This is a genomic window from Exiguobacterium acetylicum DSM 20416 (assembly GCF_000702605.1).
GTDB lineage: Bacteria > Bacillota > Bacilli > Exiguobacteriales > Exiguobacteriaceae > Exiguobacterium_A > Exiguobacterium_A acetylicum.
Genome location: NZ_JNIR01000001.1, coordinates 1795016 through 1813458 on the forward strand (window position 1 = coordinate 1795016; position 18443 = coordinate 1813458).

The 18443-nt window shown below is 47.0% G+C and carries 16 protein-coding genes and 1 tRNA gene; all 17 read right to left on the reverse strand.

Annotation, left to right across the window (positions count from 1 at the left end):
• Positions 1–146: 146 nt before the first annotated feature.
• Positions 147–1289, reverse strand: a complete 1143-nt coding sequence (locus P401_RS0109685; RefSeq protein WP_081834730.1) for an AI-2E family transporter — start codon at positions 1287–1289, stop codon at positions 147–149.
• Between the two features lie 27 nt (positions 1290–1316).
• A complete protein-coding gene (locus P401_RS0109690) occupies positions 1317–2750 on the reverse strand; it encodes a glycosyltransferase family 2 protein (protein WP_029342281.1) in 1434 nt (477 codons plus the stop codon).
• On the reverse strand, positions 2740–3759 hold the full coding sequence (locus tag P401_RS0109695) for a HEAT repeat domain-containing protein (RefSeq protein ID WP_029342282.1): 1020 nt from the start codon (positions 3757–3759) through the stop codon (positions 2740–2742). The genes P401_RS0109690 and P401_RS0109695 overlap by 11 nt, the downstream gene beginning before the upstream one ends.
• Entirely contained in the window at positions 3759–4505 is a 747-nt protein-coding gene (locus P401_RS0109700) for a response regulator (RefSeq protein WP_029342283.1), read from the reverse strand. The genes P401_RS0109695 and P401_RS0109700 overlap by 1 nt, the downstream gene beginning before the upstream one ends.
• Positions 4506–7553: a hypothetical protein gene (locus P401_RS0109705; RefSeq protein ID WP_029342284.1), complete on the reverse strand. Its 3048-nt coding sequence runs from the start codon at positions 7551–7553 to the stop codon at positions 4506–4508. It lies immediately after the preceding gene.
• A 182-nt stretch (positions 7554–7735) separates the two neighbouring features.
• Positions 7736–8317 carry a ribosome biogenesis GTP-binding protein YihA/YsxC gene (gene yihA / locus P401_RS0109710; RefSeq protein ID WP_023468975.1) on the reverse strand — a complete coding sequence of 194 codons (582 nt, stop codon included), beginning with the start codon at positions 8315–8317 and terminating at the stop codon, positions 7736–7738.
• Position 8318: 1 nt separating this feature from the next.
• On the reverse strand, positions 8319–10628 hold the full coding sequence (gene lon, locus P401_RS0109715; protein ID WP_029342285.1) for an endopeptidase La: 2310 nt from the start codon (positions 10626–10628) through the stop codon (positions 8319–8321).
• Between the two features lie 69 nt (positions 10629–10697).
• Entirely contained in the window at positions 10698–11963 is a 1266-nt protein-coding gene (gene clpX, locus P401_RS0109720) for an ATP-dependent protease ATP-binding subunit ClpX (RefSeq protein WP_023468977.1), read from the reverse strand.
• 234 nt (positions 11964–12197) lie between these two features.
• Entirely contained in the window at positions 12198–13490 is a 1293-nt protein-coding gene (tig, locus tag P401_RS0109725; RefSeq protein WP_029342286.1) for a trigger factor, read from the reverse strand.
• A gap of 110 nt (positions 13491–13600) precedes the next feature.
• Entirely contained in the window at positions 13601–14584 is a 984-nt protein-coding gene (locus tag P401_RS0109730; RefSeq protein ID WP_029342287.1) for a hypothetical protein, read from the reverse strand.
• 28 nt (positions 14585–14612) lie between these two features.
• The gene (locus P401_RS0109735; RefSeq protein ID WP_231925643.1) at positions 14613–15137 is read right to left on the reverse strand and encodes a hypothetical protein; all 525 of its coding nucleotides are present in this window, start codon (positions 15135–15137) and stop codon (positions 14613–14615) included.
• A gap of 102 nt (positions 15138–15239) precedes the next feature.
• A tRNA-Arg gene (locus P401_RS0109740) sits at positions 15240–15313 on the reverse strand.
• A 73-nt stretch (positions 15314–15386) separates the two neighbouring features.
• A complete protein-coding gene (locus P401_RS0109745; RefSeq protein WP_029342289.1) occupies positions 15387–15896 on the reverse strand; it encodes a metallophosphoesterase family protein in 510 nt (169 codons plus the stop codon).
• A 5-nt stretch (positions 15897–15901) separates the two neighbouring features.
• Positions 15902–16495, reverse strand: coding sequence for an XTP/dITP diphosphatase (locus P401_RS0109750; protein WP_029342290.1), 594 nt, complete (start codon positions 16493–16495; stop codon positions 15902–15904).
• Entirely contained in the window at positions 16492–17247 is a 756-nt protein-coding gene (gene rph, locus P401_RS0109755; protein ID WP_029342291.1) for a ribonuclease PH, read from the reverse strand. Before rph ends, P401_RS0109750 begins: the two co-directional genes overlap by 4 nt.
• Positions 17248–18054, reverse strand: a complete 807-nt coding sequence (racE, locus tag P401_RS0109760; protein ID WP_029342292.1) for a glutamate racemase — start codon at positions 18052–18054, stop codon at positions 17248–17250. It abuts the gene before it with no gap.
• A gap of 86 nt (positions 18055–18140) precedes the next feature.
• A complete protein-coding gene (locus tag P401_RS0109765; protein ID WP_012371023.1) occupies positions 18141–18404 on the reverse strand; it encodes a phosphocarrier protein HPr in 264 nt (87 codons plus the stop codon).
• Positions 18405–18443: the final 39 nt, after the last annotated feature.

The following is an 18443-nucleotide window of genomic DNA, read 5'->3' on the forward strand; positions in this document are numbered from 1 at the left end:
CATTATAAAAAAGATTCCAATCAATTTATAAACTAAAATGAGTCGAAGTTGTGAAATCTTCTTCATTTTTTTCTCTTCTTCTACCTTATCCCTCTCTCATGAAAATCACAAACCCTCTGCTCCTAAAAAGAGCAGAGGGCTACACTTCACTTCAAGGATTCGGGTGATACTGTCACGTCCGGTACGTCGAGACGTTGCTGACGTAAACGATAGATCCGAGCGATATTTTGAACGACGACTTTTGTAACCGCATAGGTCGGAACCGCTAGGATGACACCAATGATTCCACCGATTTTCCCGGCAACGAGCAAGACGATGATAATCGTCAACGGGTGAACCTTGAGTGTCTTTCCTTGGACATAAGGCGAAATCAAGTTCGACTCGATTTGCTGCGCGACGACGATCGTGATGATCGCATAGACGGCTTTGATCGGATCATCGATGAACCCGACGATTACCGCCGGTACGGCACCGATGTAGGGACCAAGATACGGAATGATATTTGTGACCGTACAGAATAAAGCAAGCAGTAACGCATATTGAATATCAGCGATGAAGAAGCCAATCAATGACATCAGACCGACACAAATCGAGACGATGACCTGTCCATTGACGTAATGCTTCACTGTCACGTGCATGTCGTGCAAGATTTTACGCGTTTCTGTTTCATAGCTTTTCGGCAACAGCTTCACGACAGAATCCGGAAACTTATAGCCGTCAAGCAACATGTAGACTAAGATGAACGGTACTAAGACGATGATTAAGACCGTCGAAGAGATGACACCGAAAATCGTTCCGACAGACGTCGAGACAGACTTAAAGACTGTGCCGATATACGACGTTGCTTCATTCGTCCATTTGTCAAATAAGTCCGTATTCTCATGAACCCATGTCGAGATGAATCGGTTGTTCATCAATTGATCGCGTAAATTTAACGTCTGATCGCGCAATTCAACGACAAGCGTCGGGATGCTCGTCGCAAAATCCGTCACCTGCTCGACTAAGATTGGTCCGATGGATGCAACCGCAATCGTCAGGATTGTAATGAAACCAAGCAAGACGATCAGCACGGCAAGACCACGCTTCTTGACCCGCTTCTGCAACGCATCCACGATACCGAGCGTAAAGTAATAGAAGATCCCTGCGATGATCAATGGCGGGAAAATCAAGGCCAACATGACTCGAATTGGCTGGAATAAGAATGAAATCTTCGTTCCAACCCAGATGACGAGAAAAATCATCAATACCCAGATTAATGCTTTGAACCATTTGTTTCGTAACAACTCCACCTAACTTATCCCCCTCATACCTATTCGTCAGCCGACTTTTTCCTCGGTGACGTCTTCGAGACGTTGGCGTTCCATCTGTCCCCAGTTTCCTCGACCCGTCAAGAATTGAATCAATCCTCCTAATTTGAAGAAAACGAGAATCGGACGGTACCAGAACGACTCGGTCAAAGACCATAGATACAACCGAATCAATTCCTTGACGTTCTTGAATCGGTGCATCGTCCACTCTTCCAATAATACGGCACCTGCTGATAATAAGGAACCGTAGAGTAAAGCGACGACTAATAAGACGATCCCAAATTCAAAGTTGAGTGTACCGACGAGTAGATTGAGCGGAATGATGAAATAACCAATCAGTTCGACGATGGGTCCGAGCAGTTCAATCAAAAAGAAATATAACATCGAGACACTACCAACAGAGCCATATTTGGGATTGCCAATCATCCGTTTATGTGTCCACAACGTCTCAGCAAGACCACGATGCCAACGTGTTCGCTGTGAACGTAACACTTCCATCGACTCAGGAGCTTGTGTCCAACAAACCGGTGCCGGAACGTACTCGATGCGTTTATCGAGCTTATTTTCCTTCATGTACCGGTGCAAACGAACGACAAGCTCCATGTCCTCACCGACAAGCCCTTCCTTATACCCACCTGCCTGTACGACGATGTTCTTTTGGAACAATCCGAAGGCACCGGAGACGATCAATAAGATATTGAAACGGCTAAGACCAAGGCGACCAAACAGGAACGCTCGGAAATATTCGATCATCTGCATCAGGACGATCCGTTGTTTTGGTGTCCGAATCTCGACGATTTCGCCGCCTTCGATCGTACAACCGTTAACGAGGAAGATCGAACCACATGTCGCGACGACTTCTTCATCTGACTCAACGATCGGCTTCATGACTTTCAATAACGCATCACGCTCTAAAATCGAATCCGCGTCAAGCGAACAGAAATACGGATAACTCGAGTGATCGATACCGGCATTCAAGGCATCTGCCTTTCCACCATTCTCTTTATCGATGACGATCAAGCGACTATCAATCCGCGAACGATAGACTTGTTTAACTGGCTTCGAACCGATCAGGATTCGCGGATAGCGGATTTCCTTCTCTAACTCATACGAACGGAATAGTTCATCCATCGTTCCGTCCTTTGAACCATCGTTGATGACGATGACTTCATGCTCCGGGTAGTCAAGCGCTAGTAATGCTTGAACACTTGACACGATCGTATATTCTTCATTATAGGCTGGAACAAGGATACTGACCGGTCGTGTATAGAGTGACCGCATCAGCGGCAAGTAGGAGCTCTCTTTCCGGCGGAAACGTTGTCGTCGCACCATCTGAGCTGAAATCAGGTACAGCGTCGAATAGAACACGATGACGAGTAGCATATAAATCAATACTGTCCAGGAAAGGACTTCAATAATGGCTTGGATTGTCTCAGACGACATGATGTTTCATCTCCTTTGCCAACCGTTCTGTTGCTTTTTGACGCGCATAGCGGTCGGGGTGTGTACTTGATACCTTCGCCAACTGTTCGATCCCACCACAAGAAAGTAACGCATCGAAGGCTGCCGTCCGAACCCACCACGATCGACTACCGACAAACGGCAAGATCGCTGGTATCGCATCGTCTGGAACGACATGTTCTAAGAAACGAAGGGCAAGCATTTGCTCGACCCAACTCGATTCTTCTTCCAAGTATGGGACATACAATTTCCAGTCTTCCTCAAGTCCGATTCGCGTGAGTGCACGAAGGGCACGTTTTCGAATTTCTGGATTTTCATCTGTTGTCTTGTCACGAACGAGCGCGATATAACGTGTTTCATCGCGGTCAAAGATCAGCTGAAGAATCGCTAACCTAAAGGACAACGTTAATTCTTCAAACGCAGTCACCCATTCCGCCAAGTCTTGGCTACGCCCGACCGCAAGAATCGCACCAAAGAAGCTAATGTCATTTTCTTGTTTAGCGATCGCGATTGCATCTTGTTCGGATAGTGACACGAGTGTGCGGACGATGACATCGCTCTCCTCTTTTTCAATTGCCTTTCCCCAACGCGCATGAATCATTGGTGCGACTGCGACCAAACGGAATTGAGACACCGCTTCATAGGCGTTCAAGCGGCGGTCAATCCGGCGATGCTTCAATTGTTGTTCATAATACGCTTGCATATTGGCAGCGACGAATGCTTGCACTCGTTCGAGATGTGCCGGTGTTGCCGTTAAATTGGACAGGGCGAACAGTTCAAGCTCCGCTAAATCCTCGTTTCCTTTTTGAATCGTCGGCATGTCCTGTCGTTCCCCTGTCGCATAGTCATAGATGTCATCTCGAAAGGCGAGTTGCCAATCGCGCCGTGCATGCTCGCGGTTGGCACGTTGTCGTTTTTGGACGACGAGATAGATCAGTGCCCCACCTTGTAAGAGAACGAGTACGACGATGAATACTAGAATCGCCTGCATCATCGGCCGTCCTCGACTTTTCGGATCCATGCGCGGAACTCTTCGATTTTCAGCGGGAGCGTCATGATGTAATCAACACCACGATCAACCGCTAGGACGTGATCTCGTTCGCGATTATACATCGAGATCATCATCGATTGGAATGGCGCGATACTTTGTTGTTTTGCCCGCAACAACAATTCCAGTCCATCTGCTCGCGGTAATGCGGACGTGAACACGAGCAAGTACGGACGGGAGGCCACATACTCATCAAGGAACGTCTCTGCTCGTTCAAACGTTACGAACCGTTCGAATCGTTCCATCAGTTCCCGTTCCATCATCCGGCGGATATGTGGATCTTCCGTTACGACGACGACCTCCGCGATATGCTGGATTTTTTTATAGCGTGCAAGGCGATCGAGAACAAGCTCGCGCGACAGCGTCGCCGGTAAAATTTCGCGTGCATTTTCTAACCCATAGAAAGAGGATTCCGTATTAAAATACACGACGGGGATTCGTTCCTCGATGACGGGTTCACTCGCGAGGACGACATCGGCATACGAGATGTCTGTCCGCACGCACCATCCTTCCTCGATCAGACCATTGACCGTCTCCGGCATTTGTCCGACCGTGTGCACGAACAAGGTATTCGTCGACGATTGTCGGACAACCTCTTCCGTCCATTCAATCGTTGAACTGACCTCACGATCTTGACTTGTTGACTCAAACGACTGATTGATTAACTTCCACATCTCTTCACGCCGCATTTAGTTCCCTCCCTCAGTGAATGCTTTTTTCATCGTATGATAGACCGGCTTCAATTCTTCACGTTGCTGCGGATTCGTCCATTCCGCCCAGTTGTAGAAACCACGATCCTTCTCTGGAATGCGTGTCTCACCGACTTGACCTGTGACTTCGATTCCTTCTGTGATCATCTTCGCTTCGAGCCCATCTTTCCAGAAGTCGCCGATGATTTCGTGTTTACTAGGGTCACGCATATTCAAGACCATCCATGGAATACGGAGTTCGACGGTTGGTTTCGTCACATCTGAGATATCCGTCAAGATGTCATCCGGTTCTCCTTCGTGTAAAACACCTGTGTCCCATTTAACGGCTGGTTTGACGATTTTTTTCGTCACCGGATCTCGTCTTGCATAATCGAGCATTTGATAGATTGGAACGAACTTACCGCTATCTTTTTGATCAGATGGCGGTTTCACCATCTCAAACGGCATCTTCAAACCGTAATGATAACGGAAGATGTCATAGCGAGCATCGACATCGATACGCGCCGTCTGATCAATCGTCAGGCGATATTCGGCTCCTTCGTCAAGCGTCAACGGACCGACTTTCGTATTCCCATCATTCGGTTTCGTCGATAGTGCAAGTGTCGTCGGCTCTGCTTTCTTCCGATCGATGCGCAAGTAGAGATATGCCTCGTCAGAAGTCATGTAAATCGCTTGATCCTTATTTTCAGCAACTGGAGCATACCCTTTCCAGTCATCCAGTTTTCCGTCAATGACGATGTCCGAACGAAGGAAACCAAGCATCCCGAAATGTTGTTCACTCGTCTGGACATTCGACCAGCGTGGACGAGTATCCGCATCATCATAATCCATCGTGTTCCACGTCCGTTTGAACCATTCATCTTGCCAGATGAAGACAAGTCCACCGGCCGTCTTGACGTCCTTGATGTCCTGATAGAGCTGCGCGACGAGTTCACCTTGTTTCTTTTCACTGACATGTCCTTGATCAAAACCATTCGGTCCAAGGTGTGTCTTACCGCGTGAGCTTGGAATGCCGAATTCTGATACGAGTAACGGCATCTCATGATAGTCTTTCATTTCTTTCAAATAACGAGCATATGATTCAGAGCCCTTGTCTGCTTTTTGGCTGTATTCTTCCTTGATGAACGAAGGATAATACGGATAGATGTGATAAGACGCAAACAAGCCACCAGGGAAATCCTTCGTTGCTTTCAAATGATTGAAGTCGATCGAGACGAGATCTTGCTCTTCTTCAACTTCTTTCGGGTGTTTCAACGGATCCGTCGTCGGCCAGTTCGTCGAACCAATTGGTCGAGTCGTTCCGTACTCTTTAATTTCATGTGCTGTCGCTGTATCCATCCGACCGGCAAGCCACGATTCAAACGGTGACGCCTCTTTTGTCGTCGTCACGTACTTCCCTTCAAATCGTGTGCCTTTGTTCTTTTTATTCGTCTCAACGACGGCTTCCGGTAACCATTCGATTCCAAAGACGAATGCTGAAACGTATTGCGAAACGTCCGATGTATATGTTCCAGAAGCATGACCAACGACTTCCTTGACGACGGCGTTGCCATGAATGACATCGACCATTCGTTTTGCTTCCGTATCGGTCATCTTCAAGAAGTCTGGCTCAAAAGCGTTCTTCAACTCTTCGAATGGTTTTTCCTCGACCCACATACCTTGCATCAGATAAATCGGTTGTTTTGCACGTTCATTATAGGCTTTTAGTGCATCATAGAAAGCCGGTGGATGAAGCGTATATATTCGAATTGTATTGACGCCCAACTCACCAATTTCCTTTAGCCAACGATCGTATTCATTACGACTGATCGCATGTTCCCCGGGAAATGCACCGGGTCGACCGAGTCCGACGTTGACGCCTTTGACGAAATACGGCTTCCATTCGCCATCTTGATACATTTCAAGTGTGTCTTGTCCTTCACGTGCTCGAGTTCGTAGTTCTTGATTACCGACTTTCGTTTGAGAGAGTGGCTTAACTTTCGCAGCCTGCGTCGAGACACGTTTTGTATCTTCTAGAATTCGTGTCAGTGTCGGGGCATAAATCTTCCAAAAGAATGCTGATTCACTCTCTGCACTATCGAGAATGAACTGTTTGCGGAACCAATCGAGCCCACTATATCGATAGTAGCGCGGGATATCCGCGACATCAGTGTAGTCCCCAGCAAAATAGTGTCCACTTCCTTGCGTGACATACGCTGGGAATTCAAGCGGCAACTGATATTTCCGAAGCATCGCTTGGGTTTGTTTTGACGGTTTCCAAGAAAAATGCGCTTGTTGCTCGCCACCGTCTAGCTCTAAAATCTCAAACCAGTAGTTATAACGGACCTCATCTTTTGCATTGCCCTTGTTTTTATCCCATTTATAGAGAAGCGGCGTGTCATCATTAACAAAGAATGCTTTTTCTGTTGAGTCATTGATAAAGACATAACCTGGACCAGATAGTTTGAATTCTTTTTCTTTCGCCTGCGCTTTTAATTGAGCTACGACGTTCTTCTCAAGACCTTGCAGTTTTGTTAAATCCGGGAAAAACCGACCAATCCATCCTGTCCAAGCCGTTCCGAATAATTGGCGGAACGCATTGGACCGTTCGACTGACGTCGGACTTGCCGCCGTATTAAACTCCGCCACGACCGTTTTCCCTTGCGAAATCGCTTCGGTCGCAAGCTCGACGTCTTCCGTCGTCAAGCCACCACGATGTTCTTTTTTTCCGTTGACGTCATATGACTTTCCATACGTATCCGTAAACAACAGCACATCTGCTTTAGAGGCTTGTTGTAACATTTTTTCACCTTGTGTTCCGTCATAACGGTTGATGTAGTCCGAATACGCATAATCCTGCCCTTGCGCATTTCGGATCTTTAAGTGATTCAATAACCACGTCGTTCCGGCATGCTCTCGCTCCTCCGTTCCGTTCGTGTAGTCAAATAGCGCAATGTTTAATGTCTTTTCCTGTTTCAAGAACCAAATGGCAAATGGTGTCAGAATGAGTAAGACGACGATTGCGAACGTCCATTTATAACGCCTCATATTGGCATAGCCTCCCACTAGAACAATTTGTTCCTATCATTGTAACGTGAATCAAATGATGTTCATATAATGGAAATCAAAATTGATGGAAGGAAATGATAAGATGCTAATTTTAGATTACTTTACCCCTAACAAAAAAAACGTTCCGTTCTCTTTTGTCGGAGAACAGAACGTTTCGTTTTTTACAGAAGACGATAAATCGCTTCCCATGCCGCATCGACGCCTTCTCCTGTCTCAGATGAGAAAGGAATCAAGGTATCTTGACCGTCAAATTGCAATTTACGTTTGATTGCCGCGATATGTTTATCACGTTGACTCTTTTTGATTTTATCGAGTTTTGTCGCAACGACGATGACTGGTAGATCATAATACTTCAAGAAATCATACATCGTCACATCATCCGCAGACGGATCGTGTCGGATGTCGACGAGCTGTACGACACCTTTGAGGATTTCACGTTGTGTGAAATACTTTTCCATCATCTTGCCCCACGCTTCGCGTTCCGTCTTCGAGACTTTTGCATAGCCGTAACCGGGTACATCGACGAACATGACTTCATCATTGATGTTGAAGAAGTTCAAGGTTTGCGTTTTACCTGGTTTTGAAGACGTCCGCGCGAGTGCTTTACGCTGGACCAATTTGTTGATGAATGAGGACTTTCCGACATTCGATCGCCCTGCGAGTGCCACTTCTGGCAATAATGGCTCCGGATAATGTTCCGGATTGACGCCACTCGTAATAAAATCAGCTTTATAAATTTTCATGTTACTCTCCTTTTAATGCATGTTCGAGCACTTGCTCCATCGTCGCGACTGGAATGAATTCCATTCCTGCGCGGACGCTTTCCGGGATATCATCGATGTCCCGCGTATTATCTTGCGGTAAAAGAACGGTCGTCAAACCCGCACGATGCGCTGCGAGCGACTTCTCTTTTAATCCACCAATTGGTAAGACACGTCCACGCAACGTAATTTCACCCGTCATCCCGACGTCCCGGCGCACCGGACGCTTCGTCAAGGCAGAAATCAGTGCTGTCGCGAGTGTAATCCCAGCAGATGGTCCGTCTTTTGGTACGGCACCTTCAGGAACGTGGATGTGGATGTCTTGCGTTTCGCAGAAGTTCGGTTCGATGCCAAGGGACGTCGCGTTCGCTCGGACGAAGCTGTACGCGGTCTGAGCCGACTCTTGCATGACGTCACCGAGTTTCCCGGTTAATTGTAATTTCCCTTTACCCGGAGCAAGGCTGACTTCGATCGTCAACGTATCGCCCCCAAAAGCAGTATACGCTAAACCAGTCACCGCGCCAATCATATCTTCCAGTTCGCCTTGACCATAGCGGTAGATCGGTTTACCTAAGAAATCATCCAGATTACGTTTTGTCACCGTCACGCGCTTCTTCTCACCCATCGCAATTTGTTTCGCTGCTTTCCGGCAAAGAGAGCCGAGGACACGTTCGAGATTCCGGACACCGGCTTCTCGTGTATAACGACGGACGACTTCTTCCAGCGCGTCTGCTTTGACTGTCAATTGACTCTTTTTCAGACCGTGTTCAGCCAGTTGCTTCGATAAGAGATGACGAACAGCAATTTCCGTCTTCTCTTGTTCCGTATAGCCACCGATTTGAATCAGTTCCATCCGATCGAGCAACGGTCCGGGAATGTTCGAGACATCGTTCGCTGTCGCGATGAACAGGACATTCGATAAATCAAATGGTTCTTCGATATAGTGATCAGAAAAGCTGTTGTTTTGTTCCGGATCAAGAACTTCGAGCATCGCGGACGACGGGTCACCACGGAAGTCATTTGACATCTTATCGATCTCATCGAGCAGGAAGACCGGGTTGTTCGTTCCTGCTTGTTTTAAACCACGAATGATCCGTCCTGGCATCGCACCGATATACGTCCGGCGATGTCCACGGATCTCCGCTTCGTCGCGCACGCCACCAAGTGAGACACGGACGAACTTCCGCTCAAGTGCTGTGGCAATCGAACGGGCAAGCGACGTTTTCCCGACTCCTGGAGGACCAGAAAGACAGAGAATCGGTCCACGTAATGAGTCCGTCAATTGACGAACGGCAAGATACTCAAGGATTCGTTCTTTGACCTTCTCTAGACCGTAATGGTCCTTTTCAAGCTGTTCTGAAGCAGCAGAGACGTTCAAAAAATCGTCCGTTGCTTCATTCCATGGCAACGAGAAGAACCATTCGAGATAGTTGCGAATGACCCCATGTTCGGGACTCGTCGCCGGTACGACCGCTAAACGACTGATTTCCTTCTCGACGTTCGCAACCGTCGTTTCTGGTAAATCAAGCATCGCAAGCTGCTCCCGGTATTTCGTCGCATCGCTTTCAACAGAAGCTGATTCGCCACCGAGTTCTTGTTGAATCGTCTTCAATTGTTCCCGCAAGTAATACTCGCGTTGCGATTGTTCAATCGTCTTCTTCGTCCGTTCACGCATCTCACGTTCGAGTTCGACGACTTCATATTCGTGTTTCATGACGTCTAGCAACATCAATCCTCGTTCGACCGGATCCTGTTGTTCGAGAAACTCCTGTTTCTTCGAGATATCGATTGGTAGCTTCGACGTGATATAGTCCGTCAATGAATCGAGGCGTTCGTATGTCTCGAACCGGCGACGTTCATCCGTTCCGATTCCTTTGATCCGAGAGACGAGTTGACCAAACTGTTCTTTGATGAGACGAACGAGCGCTTCTTGTTTCGCTCCTTTGATGTCCATCTTCTCGATTGGTTCGATGACGGCTTGATAGCCCTCGTCCGTCTCCTCGACGTTTTCAATCCGGACGCGTTCCTTCCCGATGACGCGGACACGGACCGTATCATTCCCGAGTTCACTCATCTTCGCGATTTGAACAAGTGTCCCAACCTGATGCAGCCCGTCGACAGACGGCTCCGCTTCTGGGTCACGTTGCGTGACGACGACGAGATCGATCTCGTGTTCCTTTGATGCAAGTAAGGCTTTTAAGGATACCGGACGCCCAACATCAATCGTCAATCCGATCAACGGATATGCGACGACACCGCGTAACGGTAAAAGTGGATATTGTTTTTTCTTCATTCGAATTCCTCCTAAACAAAAAGACTCGGAAAGGCGTACAAGTAGCCTCCGAGCCGATTTGTCACGGTGTTACGCCGTTTCTTTTTCTTTCCCATGTTCAATTGTACCATCTTTCAACTCGAGCGTTGGACCGCGTTTACCAGTCAACGTTTCTGCTGTAATGATGACTTTCGCGATGTCTTCACGCGATGGGATTTCGAACATGATATCAAGCATAGTTTCTTCGATGATTGAACGAAGACCACGCGCACCTGTTTTACGTTCGATTGCAAGTTTTGCAATCTCAAGAAGTGCATCTTCCGTGAAGTCGAGTTCGACATCATCAAGTTGAAGCATTTTCTTATATTGTTTCACGAGGGCGTTTTTCGGTTTCGTCAAGATTTGAACGAGTGCCTCTTCATCAAGTGGCTCGAGCGTCGCCATGACCGGCAAACGACCGATGAACTCTGGAATCAAACCGAACTTTTGAAGATCTTCTGGCAATGCAGCTGCGAGAATTTCTTTTTGCGTAAGGTTACGGTTCTCTGAATCGTTTCCGAATCCGATGACTTTTTTACCAAGACGACGTTTGATCGACTGATCGATACCATCGAATGCGCCACCGACGATGAATAAGATGTTCGTCGTATCGATTTGGATGAATTCTTGATGTGGGTGTTTCCGTCCACCTTGTGGCGGTACACTCGCAACAGTTCCTTCCAAAATTTTAAGCAAGGCTTGTTGGACACCTTCACCAGAAACGTCACGTGTAATCGACGGATTTTCTGATTTACGAGCGATCTTATCGATTTCATCAATGTAGATGATGCCTTTTTCAGCCTTCTCGACATCGTAATCCGCTGCTTGGATGAGTTTCAACAGGATGTTCTCGACGTCTTCACCGACATAACCGGCTTCCGTCAAACTTGTTGCATCGGCAATCGCAAACGGTACGTTCAAGATCCGTGCCATCGTTTGGGCAAGAAGTGTCTTACCGCTACCTGTTGGTCCAATCATGACGATGTTCGATTTTGAGAGCTCGACATCATCTGCACGACCACCAGCATTGATTCGTTTGTAGTGATTGTACATCGCTACAGACAACGATTTCTTCGCTTTCTCTTGACCGATGACGTAATCATCAAGTGTCGTACGAATTTCATGCGGTTTTGGAACATTCTTCAGCTCGACTTCTTCTTCAGTACCGAGTTCTTCCTCTACGATTTCATTGCAGAGTTCGATACACTCGTCGCAAATGTAAACGCCAGGTCCAGCAACAAGTTTGCGTACTTGTTCTTGTGTCTTTCCACAGAAAGAACATTTTAGCTGACCTTTTTCTTCGTTAAATTTAAACATAAAGGTCCGCCCCTTTAACGTGGAAATTGTATGGATGCCTGTAGCATCCCGTCTCACGTTTTACTATTTATGATTGTAGCATGAACAAGGAAAGTCTTTCAAATCCTGGACGAACGATTTACAGTTTGATGTTCTGAACCAAGGATTGTTTGTCCTTGTTTGACCTATCGTACAAAAAAATCGACTCCAAGACCAGAAATTGAGCTTGAAGTCGATCGAAAACCATGAAATGGCTTATTTTGCTTTTGCGTTGTCGACGAGAACATCGATAGCTTTACGGAATTGAAGATCGCCTTTAAGCGTTTCAAGACCACCTTGTGGTGCAAGCATCGTTTCAAGTTGATCTGCAGGGATGTTGTAGAGTTCTGACATTGATTGAAGTTCAGCTTGAGTTTCCTCATCTGTTACTTCGATTTTTTCGTCAGCAACGATTTGCTTGAGGACGAGACGTGCTTTAACGCGCTCTTCCGCTTGCTCTTTCATTTCAGAACGCATTGCCTCTTCTGTCGTTCCAGTCAACTGGAAGTACATGTTGAGGTCGATGCCTTGTGATTGAATACGTTGTGTGAACTCTTGAACCATACGCTCGACTTCGTTTTCGACCATGACTTCTGGAAGATCAACTGTCGCGTTTTTCGTAGCCGCTTCGACTAACTCATCGCGCATTGAAGCATCAGCTTCTTGTTTGCGTGTGTTTTCGAGACGCGTACGGATTTTTGTTTTCAACTCGTCGAGTGAAGAAACTTCTTCATCCATTTCTTTTGCGAACTCATCTGTCAATTCAGGGAGCTCTTGTGCTTTAACTTCATGGATTGTTACTTTGAATGTAACTGGTTTTCCAGCGAGTGATGCTTCGTGGTATTCCTCTGGGAATGTCACTTCAAGATCTTTTTGCTCGCCAGTTTTTAAACCGACCATTTGCTCTTCGAATCCAGGAATGAAGTTCCCTGAACCGATGACGAGTGAGTAGTTCTCAGCAGTTCCGCCGTCGAATTGGTTTTCCCCATCGAAACCTGCGAAGTCGAATACGACTGTATCGCCATTCTCGATGACGCCATCTTCTTTAACGACGAGTTCTGCACCGCGTTCTTGCAATGTTTTGAGTTCAGCGTCGACGTCTTCGTCAGTAACGTTCGTTTCAACTGCTGTGTACTCAAGACCTTTGTACTCACCGAGTGTAGCTTCTGGCTCGATGACGAACGTGATTTTGAATTCGACTGGCTTGCCTTTTTCGAGTGTTTCAACGTCGATGTTCTCAAGCGCGATTGGCTCGATTCCTGATTCGACGACTGCACCTTCGATTGTGTCCTTATAAAGGATATCGAGTGCATCTTGGTACAGTGCTTCTTCACCGTACATTTTGTTGAACATTGCGCGTGGCATTTTTCCTTTACGGAAACCAGGTGTGTTCAAAGTCTTAACGACTTTCTTGAACGCTTGGTCTACCGCTTTATCAAATGCTTCAGCAGGCGCTTCATACGTGAGGACGCCGAGGCTACCTGATTGTTTTTCCCATTTTGCAGTCATGCTGAGTCCCTCCAAAATTGTCAATTAGCGTACATGTGTGTACAACAAGTCACATTATAGCACAATCGTTCTGACGATTACCACTGTTGAACGAATCGTTTCCAGATGTCTCAATCGAAGTAAATTTGCTCGAATGCGATGACTTCTGGATAAAGGATATGTGCCGCTCGATATAACCGCTTCGCCAGCGGACTGAGGATACGTTCCGGTTCTTCACGTTCAAATGTTAGACCTGCGAGTTCTTCGCATGCTGTGAGCCACTTCTCCATGTCTGATCCGATTCGTTCTCGTTCTTCAAAATGAATCAGTTGATCCGATCGCAAGACGAGCAATGCTCGGAACGGATCCATTCGCTCTAACGTATGCATCGATGCGAGTAACGCTTGTTGCTCCTGTTGATGTACCACCAGGATTTCTTCTAAATCTTCGCGTGACGAAATCGTCCAGTCTACACCTAAGTGTGGCACATGAATGCTTATCGGATATGACACGTGATGAAGCACATTTCCTAATAACTGATCAATGACGAGTAGACTTTGATGTTCTGTCTCTTGCGCCTGAAGATATTTCTGCGTGATGTATGCAATGAGCTCAGTTGTCCGTTCAAATTCCATACCGGTCAAATGACGCATTTGTTCGACCCAACTGCCATGTCGCAACACATGCATCAATTCCGTTGCTGATGTTACTTCACGCTGTGCAACAGGGTTGTTTTGAACTGCCGGCTTTTGTTCTCGAACACGCATCTGTTGTTTGACTTCATCTAATCGAAGCGCGAGCCCATAAGGCAGATACGGTGACGCTGAGCGCAAAGCGAGTTTCATCGGATACCGTTCTCCGAGTTCATAAAGAAAGAGTGCGAGCACTTGCTCGACACCCTCGACTTCAAGAAATCGTTCTGCCACTGTTTCAAATCGTTCACGGTCATGCATTAAGAGTGGTTGAATGACATAGAGCCGGTGTAATACATCTTCTCCTGTCAATTGGTCAGTCTCTAATTCCATAATCAATTGTTCTTGTTTAGAAGCGGGCAAACGAAGAATCCGTGCTCGTTCTACTTCTAGTTCATGTTCCATCCAGCGCGATGTCCCCATATTCCGGCACTCCTTCATGTTCAACTTCTTATTTCGTAAATGGATCGAGTAAAGACGTCCAGTTCGTGATCGCTTCTTGAAGTTGTCCCGCCTGCTCGATTCCTAATCGATTCAACGTATCTAATGAGACGTCAGCTTCAAGTAATCGAGCGATGTCTTCCGACTGATTCACGTACTGCTCGAGTTTTGCACTTAAATTCTGCAATTCTTGCGGCGGATTTTCAAGTCCCGCTAATCGTTGATCGATTTGATCCAGTTCTTGATTGAACTGATCAATCGTTCCGTTTTCCTTCAACTTTTCGATTTGTTGATCAAGTGCTTGTTCAGGGGTCGCGGATTCACGCGCTGTCGTAGCAGCCTCATTCAAGGAAGCCGACAAATCTGACGTGACTTGTGCCGTATCTTTCGCAATGCCTTGAAGTTCTCCAGCGTAATCGACACTATTTTTTACATCGTTGACTTGTTGTTTTGCATCGTCGACTGTATTTGAAATCTCACTACATCCAGCAAGAAACGTACTTAGCACGAGGACTGCTCCAACTTTCTTCCACATTGCATTCATCCCTTTCGAGTTCATGATACCTTAATTATAATCGAAAATCGGAATAAAAAAAAGAGACCACCCTCGTAAGGGCAGTCTCTATTTTAATTATAGCGTCCCAAGAGGGATTCGAACCCCCGACCGACGGCTTAGAAGGCCGTTGCTCTATCCTGCTGAGCTATTGGGACGTGTCAACACGAATAAACTATACTAGAACAATTCTTTCGTGTCAATCACATTACAAACATTGCATTTATTTTATTACAAAAATGTTCCGTCCAGATGCAGGGCATTCACTCGATCGCCGTTCACATCGAGAAAATCGATAGAATAACGGTTTTGATCCACTTCAAGAATCGCATACGTCTTGTCTGGTCGATGGCGTGGCATCCGGATTGAACCTGGATTGATGAATAATACGCCGTCCCGATATTCAGCCTTCGCAACATGGGAATGACCATATAAGACGATGTCCGCTTGCTTTTCCTTCGCATGATGTTGCAAGACATCTAGACTGTATTTGACGTCCTGACGATGTCCGTGGACACAAAGGATGGTATGACCATCCATTTCCGACATGACTTCTTCCGGAAAATCGTGTCCGTAATCGCAATTCCCTCGCACAACACGATATGGATATAATGATTCGATGTCGCGCGTCAATTGGGAGTCCCCACAATGAAATGCCAAATCCACGTCTTGGTGACGTTCGAATATCGTAAGCAGTTCTTGTTCTAGTCCATGGCTATCACTAACGATCAACGCTCTCATCTTCATCACACTCCTAAGAAAGTAGTTAAGTCCTGTTCAAGCTTACGCAATGCATTGCCACGATGACTAATCATCGCTTTTTCTTCTTTCGTCAACTCAGCAGCCGTTTGTCCACTTGCCGTGACGAACAATGGATCATAACCGAAACCGTTCGAACCCGCCGCTTCAAAACCGATTCGCCCTTCCATCGTTCCACGAACCGTCAATGTCTCGCCAGTTGGTTTTGCTAGCGCGAGTACACAAACGAAGCGCGCCGTCCGCTCCTCTTCCGGAATACCTTCTAACTTTTCAAGTAGTAGAGCATTGTTCGCCGCATCCGACTTTTCAAGACCCGCGAAACGTGCTGAGTAGACGCCGGGAGCGCCATCTAAAGCGTCAACTTCAAGTCCTGAATCATCAGCAAGTACCGCGTGACCAAAGTAGGCTGCTGCCTCTGTTGCTTTCAAGAGTGCATTTTCCTCGAATGTTTCACCTGTTTCATCCGTTTCCGGAGCATCGGCGTGATCGAGTAACGATTCGACCGTATAACCGAGACGACCCAGCATGCTTTCAAGTTCCTTCACTTTACCTGCATTGTGTGTTGCGACGATGACCTTCATCTATGTTCCCCCACTTCTTCTCCTACATACCACCAAGAGACACCGAGTGCCTCACGGCCAGCATTAATCAGTTCCTTAATTCCTTTTTCCCCAAGTTCGAGCATTTCGAGCATCTCTTGACGGGAAAATGTCGACTCTTCTCCTGTTGCTTGCATCTCGACGATTTTACCCGATGAGGTCATGACGAGATTGAAGTCGACTTCCGCCGCAGCATCCTCTTCGTAGCATAAATCGAGCAAGACATTCGACTCGACGATTCCAACCGAAATAGCTGCGATACCCTCTTTGATTGGTGTATCCGTCAGTTTTCCCGCTTGAATCAATTGATCGATTGCACGGACGAGCGCTAGAAATCCACCGGTGATCGATGCTGTTCGTGTACCGCCGTCTGCTTGAATGACGTCACAGTCGATCCAGATTGTTCGTTCCCCAAGCTTCTCTAAATCAACGACTGCCCGAAGCGAGCGACTGATGAGACGTTGGATTTCCATCGTCCGTCCCGTCTGCTTGCCGCGGACAGCTTCTCGTGCCGTCCGCTGAGCCGTCGCTCGTGGTAACATCGAATATTCAGCATTGATCCAGCCCTGGCGTTTACCACGAAGGAATGGTGGTACTTTCTCCTCGACGGTCGCCGTACAGAGGACTTTCGTATCGCCCAGTTCAATTAAAACCGAACCTTCTGCATGTTTATTGATATCAACCGATAAGTGAATGGGACGGAGATTCTCCGCTGTTCGTTGGTCTATTCGCATTTAGTCTTCCTCCGTTCCAAGCACGATGCGTTCTGCGTGGATTGGCTGATCGAGCCAATCCGTTGCAATCTGATCAAATGAGCGAATATCGCCTGTCGCATAATAACGATGTTCCGGTATTTGTGTCACATCTGCTGAAATCGTATTGTAGTCAAGTAGTGCTGCTACCTCAAGTGCTGTCTCGTCCCCTGAAGAGATGAGTTGGACGCCTGGTCCGATGACCCGTCCAATCACATCTGCTAGGAGCGGGTAATGGGTGCACCCGAGGATCAATGTGTCCATATCATAATTCATTAAAGGTCGTAATGTATTCGCAACGACACGTTCGACATAAGTACCGTCCGTCTGCATCGACTCGACGAGCGGAACGAACGGTGGGCAGGCTAACGATTCGACGACGACTTGTCCTTCGACATGTCGTAACGCCTTCTCGTAGGAATTACTTGTAATCGTCATCTTCGTTCCGATGACACCGATTCGTTTCGTCCGCGTCACTTTGACTGCCGCACGGGCTCCAGGATCAATGACACCAATGACAGGTATATTTAAACGTTCTCGCGCTTCTTTTAAAACAACAGCCGTTGCTGTGTTACAGGCGATTACGATCAATTTCACATCTTGTTGTACGAGATAATCAATCATCTCCCACGTAAACTCACGAATCTCCTCTTCTGGACGAGGACCGTACGGACACCGCAATGTATCCCCGACATAAATGATTCGCTCATGGGGCAACTGTCGCATCAATTCACGTGCGACCGTCAACCCACCGACTCCGGAATCTAGTACTCCAATCGCTCGATTCACTCTTCTCCACCTCTTTCTCTCTTTCCTATGGTAACAAAAAAGGACGACGGTGCAAGACCGGCGTCCGAGAATGTACGATTACAGGATTACTGAGCAAGACCTTCGCTAGTCAGCATATCTGAAAGAGTCGTGATTGCTTCAGAAGCATCGTCACCGTTTGCAACGATTTTGATATCTGAATCTTTCGCGATTCCGAGTGAAAGAACACCCATGATTGACTTCAAGTTGACAGTCTTCCCGTTGTATTCCAAGTTGATGTCTGATTGGAATTTAGAAGCTGTGTTGACGAGCTGAGTAGCCGGACGAGCGTGAATGCCTGAATCCGCGATGACTTTGAATGTTTTTTCCATGATTAAGAAATCTCCCTTCACTAATAACGTACTAGTGAG

What these genes read in the sequence shown, in the direction of transcription:
- P401_RS0109695 (WP_029342282.1), bottom strand. Translation starts at nt 3,759, where the DNA reads ATGCAGGCGATTCTAGTATTCATCGTCGTACTCGTTCTCTTACAAGGT.
- P401_RS0109730 (WP_029342287.1), bottom strand. Translation starts at nt 14,584, where the DNA reads ATGGGGACATCGCGCTGGATGGAACATGAACTAGAAGTAGAACGAGCA.
- P401_RS0109690 (WP_029342281.1), bottom strand. Translation starts at nt 2,750, where the DNA reads ATGTCGTCTGAGACAATCCAAGCCATTATTGAAGTCCTTTCCTGGACA.
- rph (WP_029342291.1), bottom strand. Translation starts at nt 17,247, where the DNA reads ATGCGAATAGACCAACGAACAGCGGAGAATCTCCGTCCCATTCACTTA.
- P401_RS0109750 (WP_029342290.1), bottom strand. Translation starts at nt 16,495, where the DNA reads ATGAAGGTCATCGTCGCAACACACAATGCAGGTAAAGTGAAGGAACTT.
- P401_RS0109735 (WP_231925643.1), bottom strand. Translation starts at nt 15,137, where the DNA reads ATGTGGAAGAAAGTTGGAGCAGTCCTCGTGCTAAGTACGTTTCTTGCT.
- clpX (WP_023468977.1), bottom strand. Translation starts at nt 11,963, where the DNA reads ATGTTTAAATTTAACGAAGAAAAAGGTCAGCTAAAATGTTCTTTCTGT.
- yihA (WP_023468975.1), bottom strand. Translation starts at nt 8,317, where the DNA reads ATGAAAATTTATAAAGCTGATTTTATTACGAGTGGCGTCAATCCGGAA.
- P401_RS0109700 (WP_029342283.1), bottom strand. Translation starts at nt 4,505, where the DNA reads ATGCGGCGTGAAGAGATGTGGAAGTTAATCAATCAGTCGTTTGAGTCA.
- tig (WP_029342286.1), bottom strand. Translation starts at nt 13,490, where the DNA reads ATGACTGCAAAATGGGAAAAACAATCAGGTAGCCTCGGCGTCCTCACG.
- P401_RS0109705 (WP_029342284.1), bottom strand. Translation starts at nt 7,553, where the DNA reads ATGAGGCGTTATAAATGGACGTTCGCAATCGTCGTCTTACTCATTCTG.
- P401_RS0109745 (WP_029342289.1), bottom strand. Translation starts at nt 15,896, where the DNA reads ATGAGAGCGTTGATCGTTAGTGATAGCCATGGACTAGAACAAGAACTG.
- lon (WP_029342285.1), bottom strand. Translation starts at nt 10,628, where the DNA reads ATGAAGAAAAAACAATATCCACTTTTACCGTTACGCGGTGTCGTCGCA.
- P401_RS0109765 (WP_012371023.1), bottom strand. Translation starts at nt 18,404, where the DNA reads ATGGAAAAAACATTCAAAGTCATCGCGGATTCAGGCATTCACGCTCGT.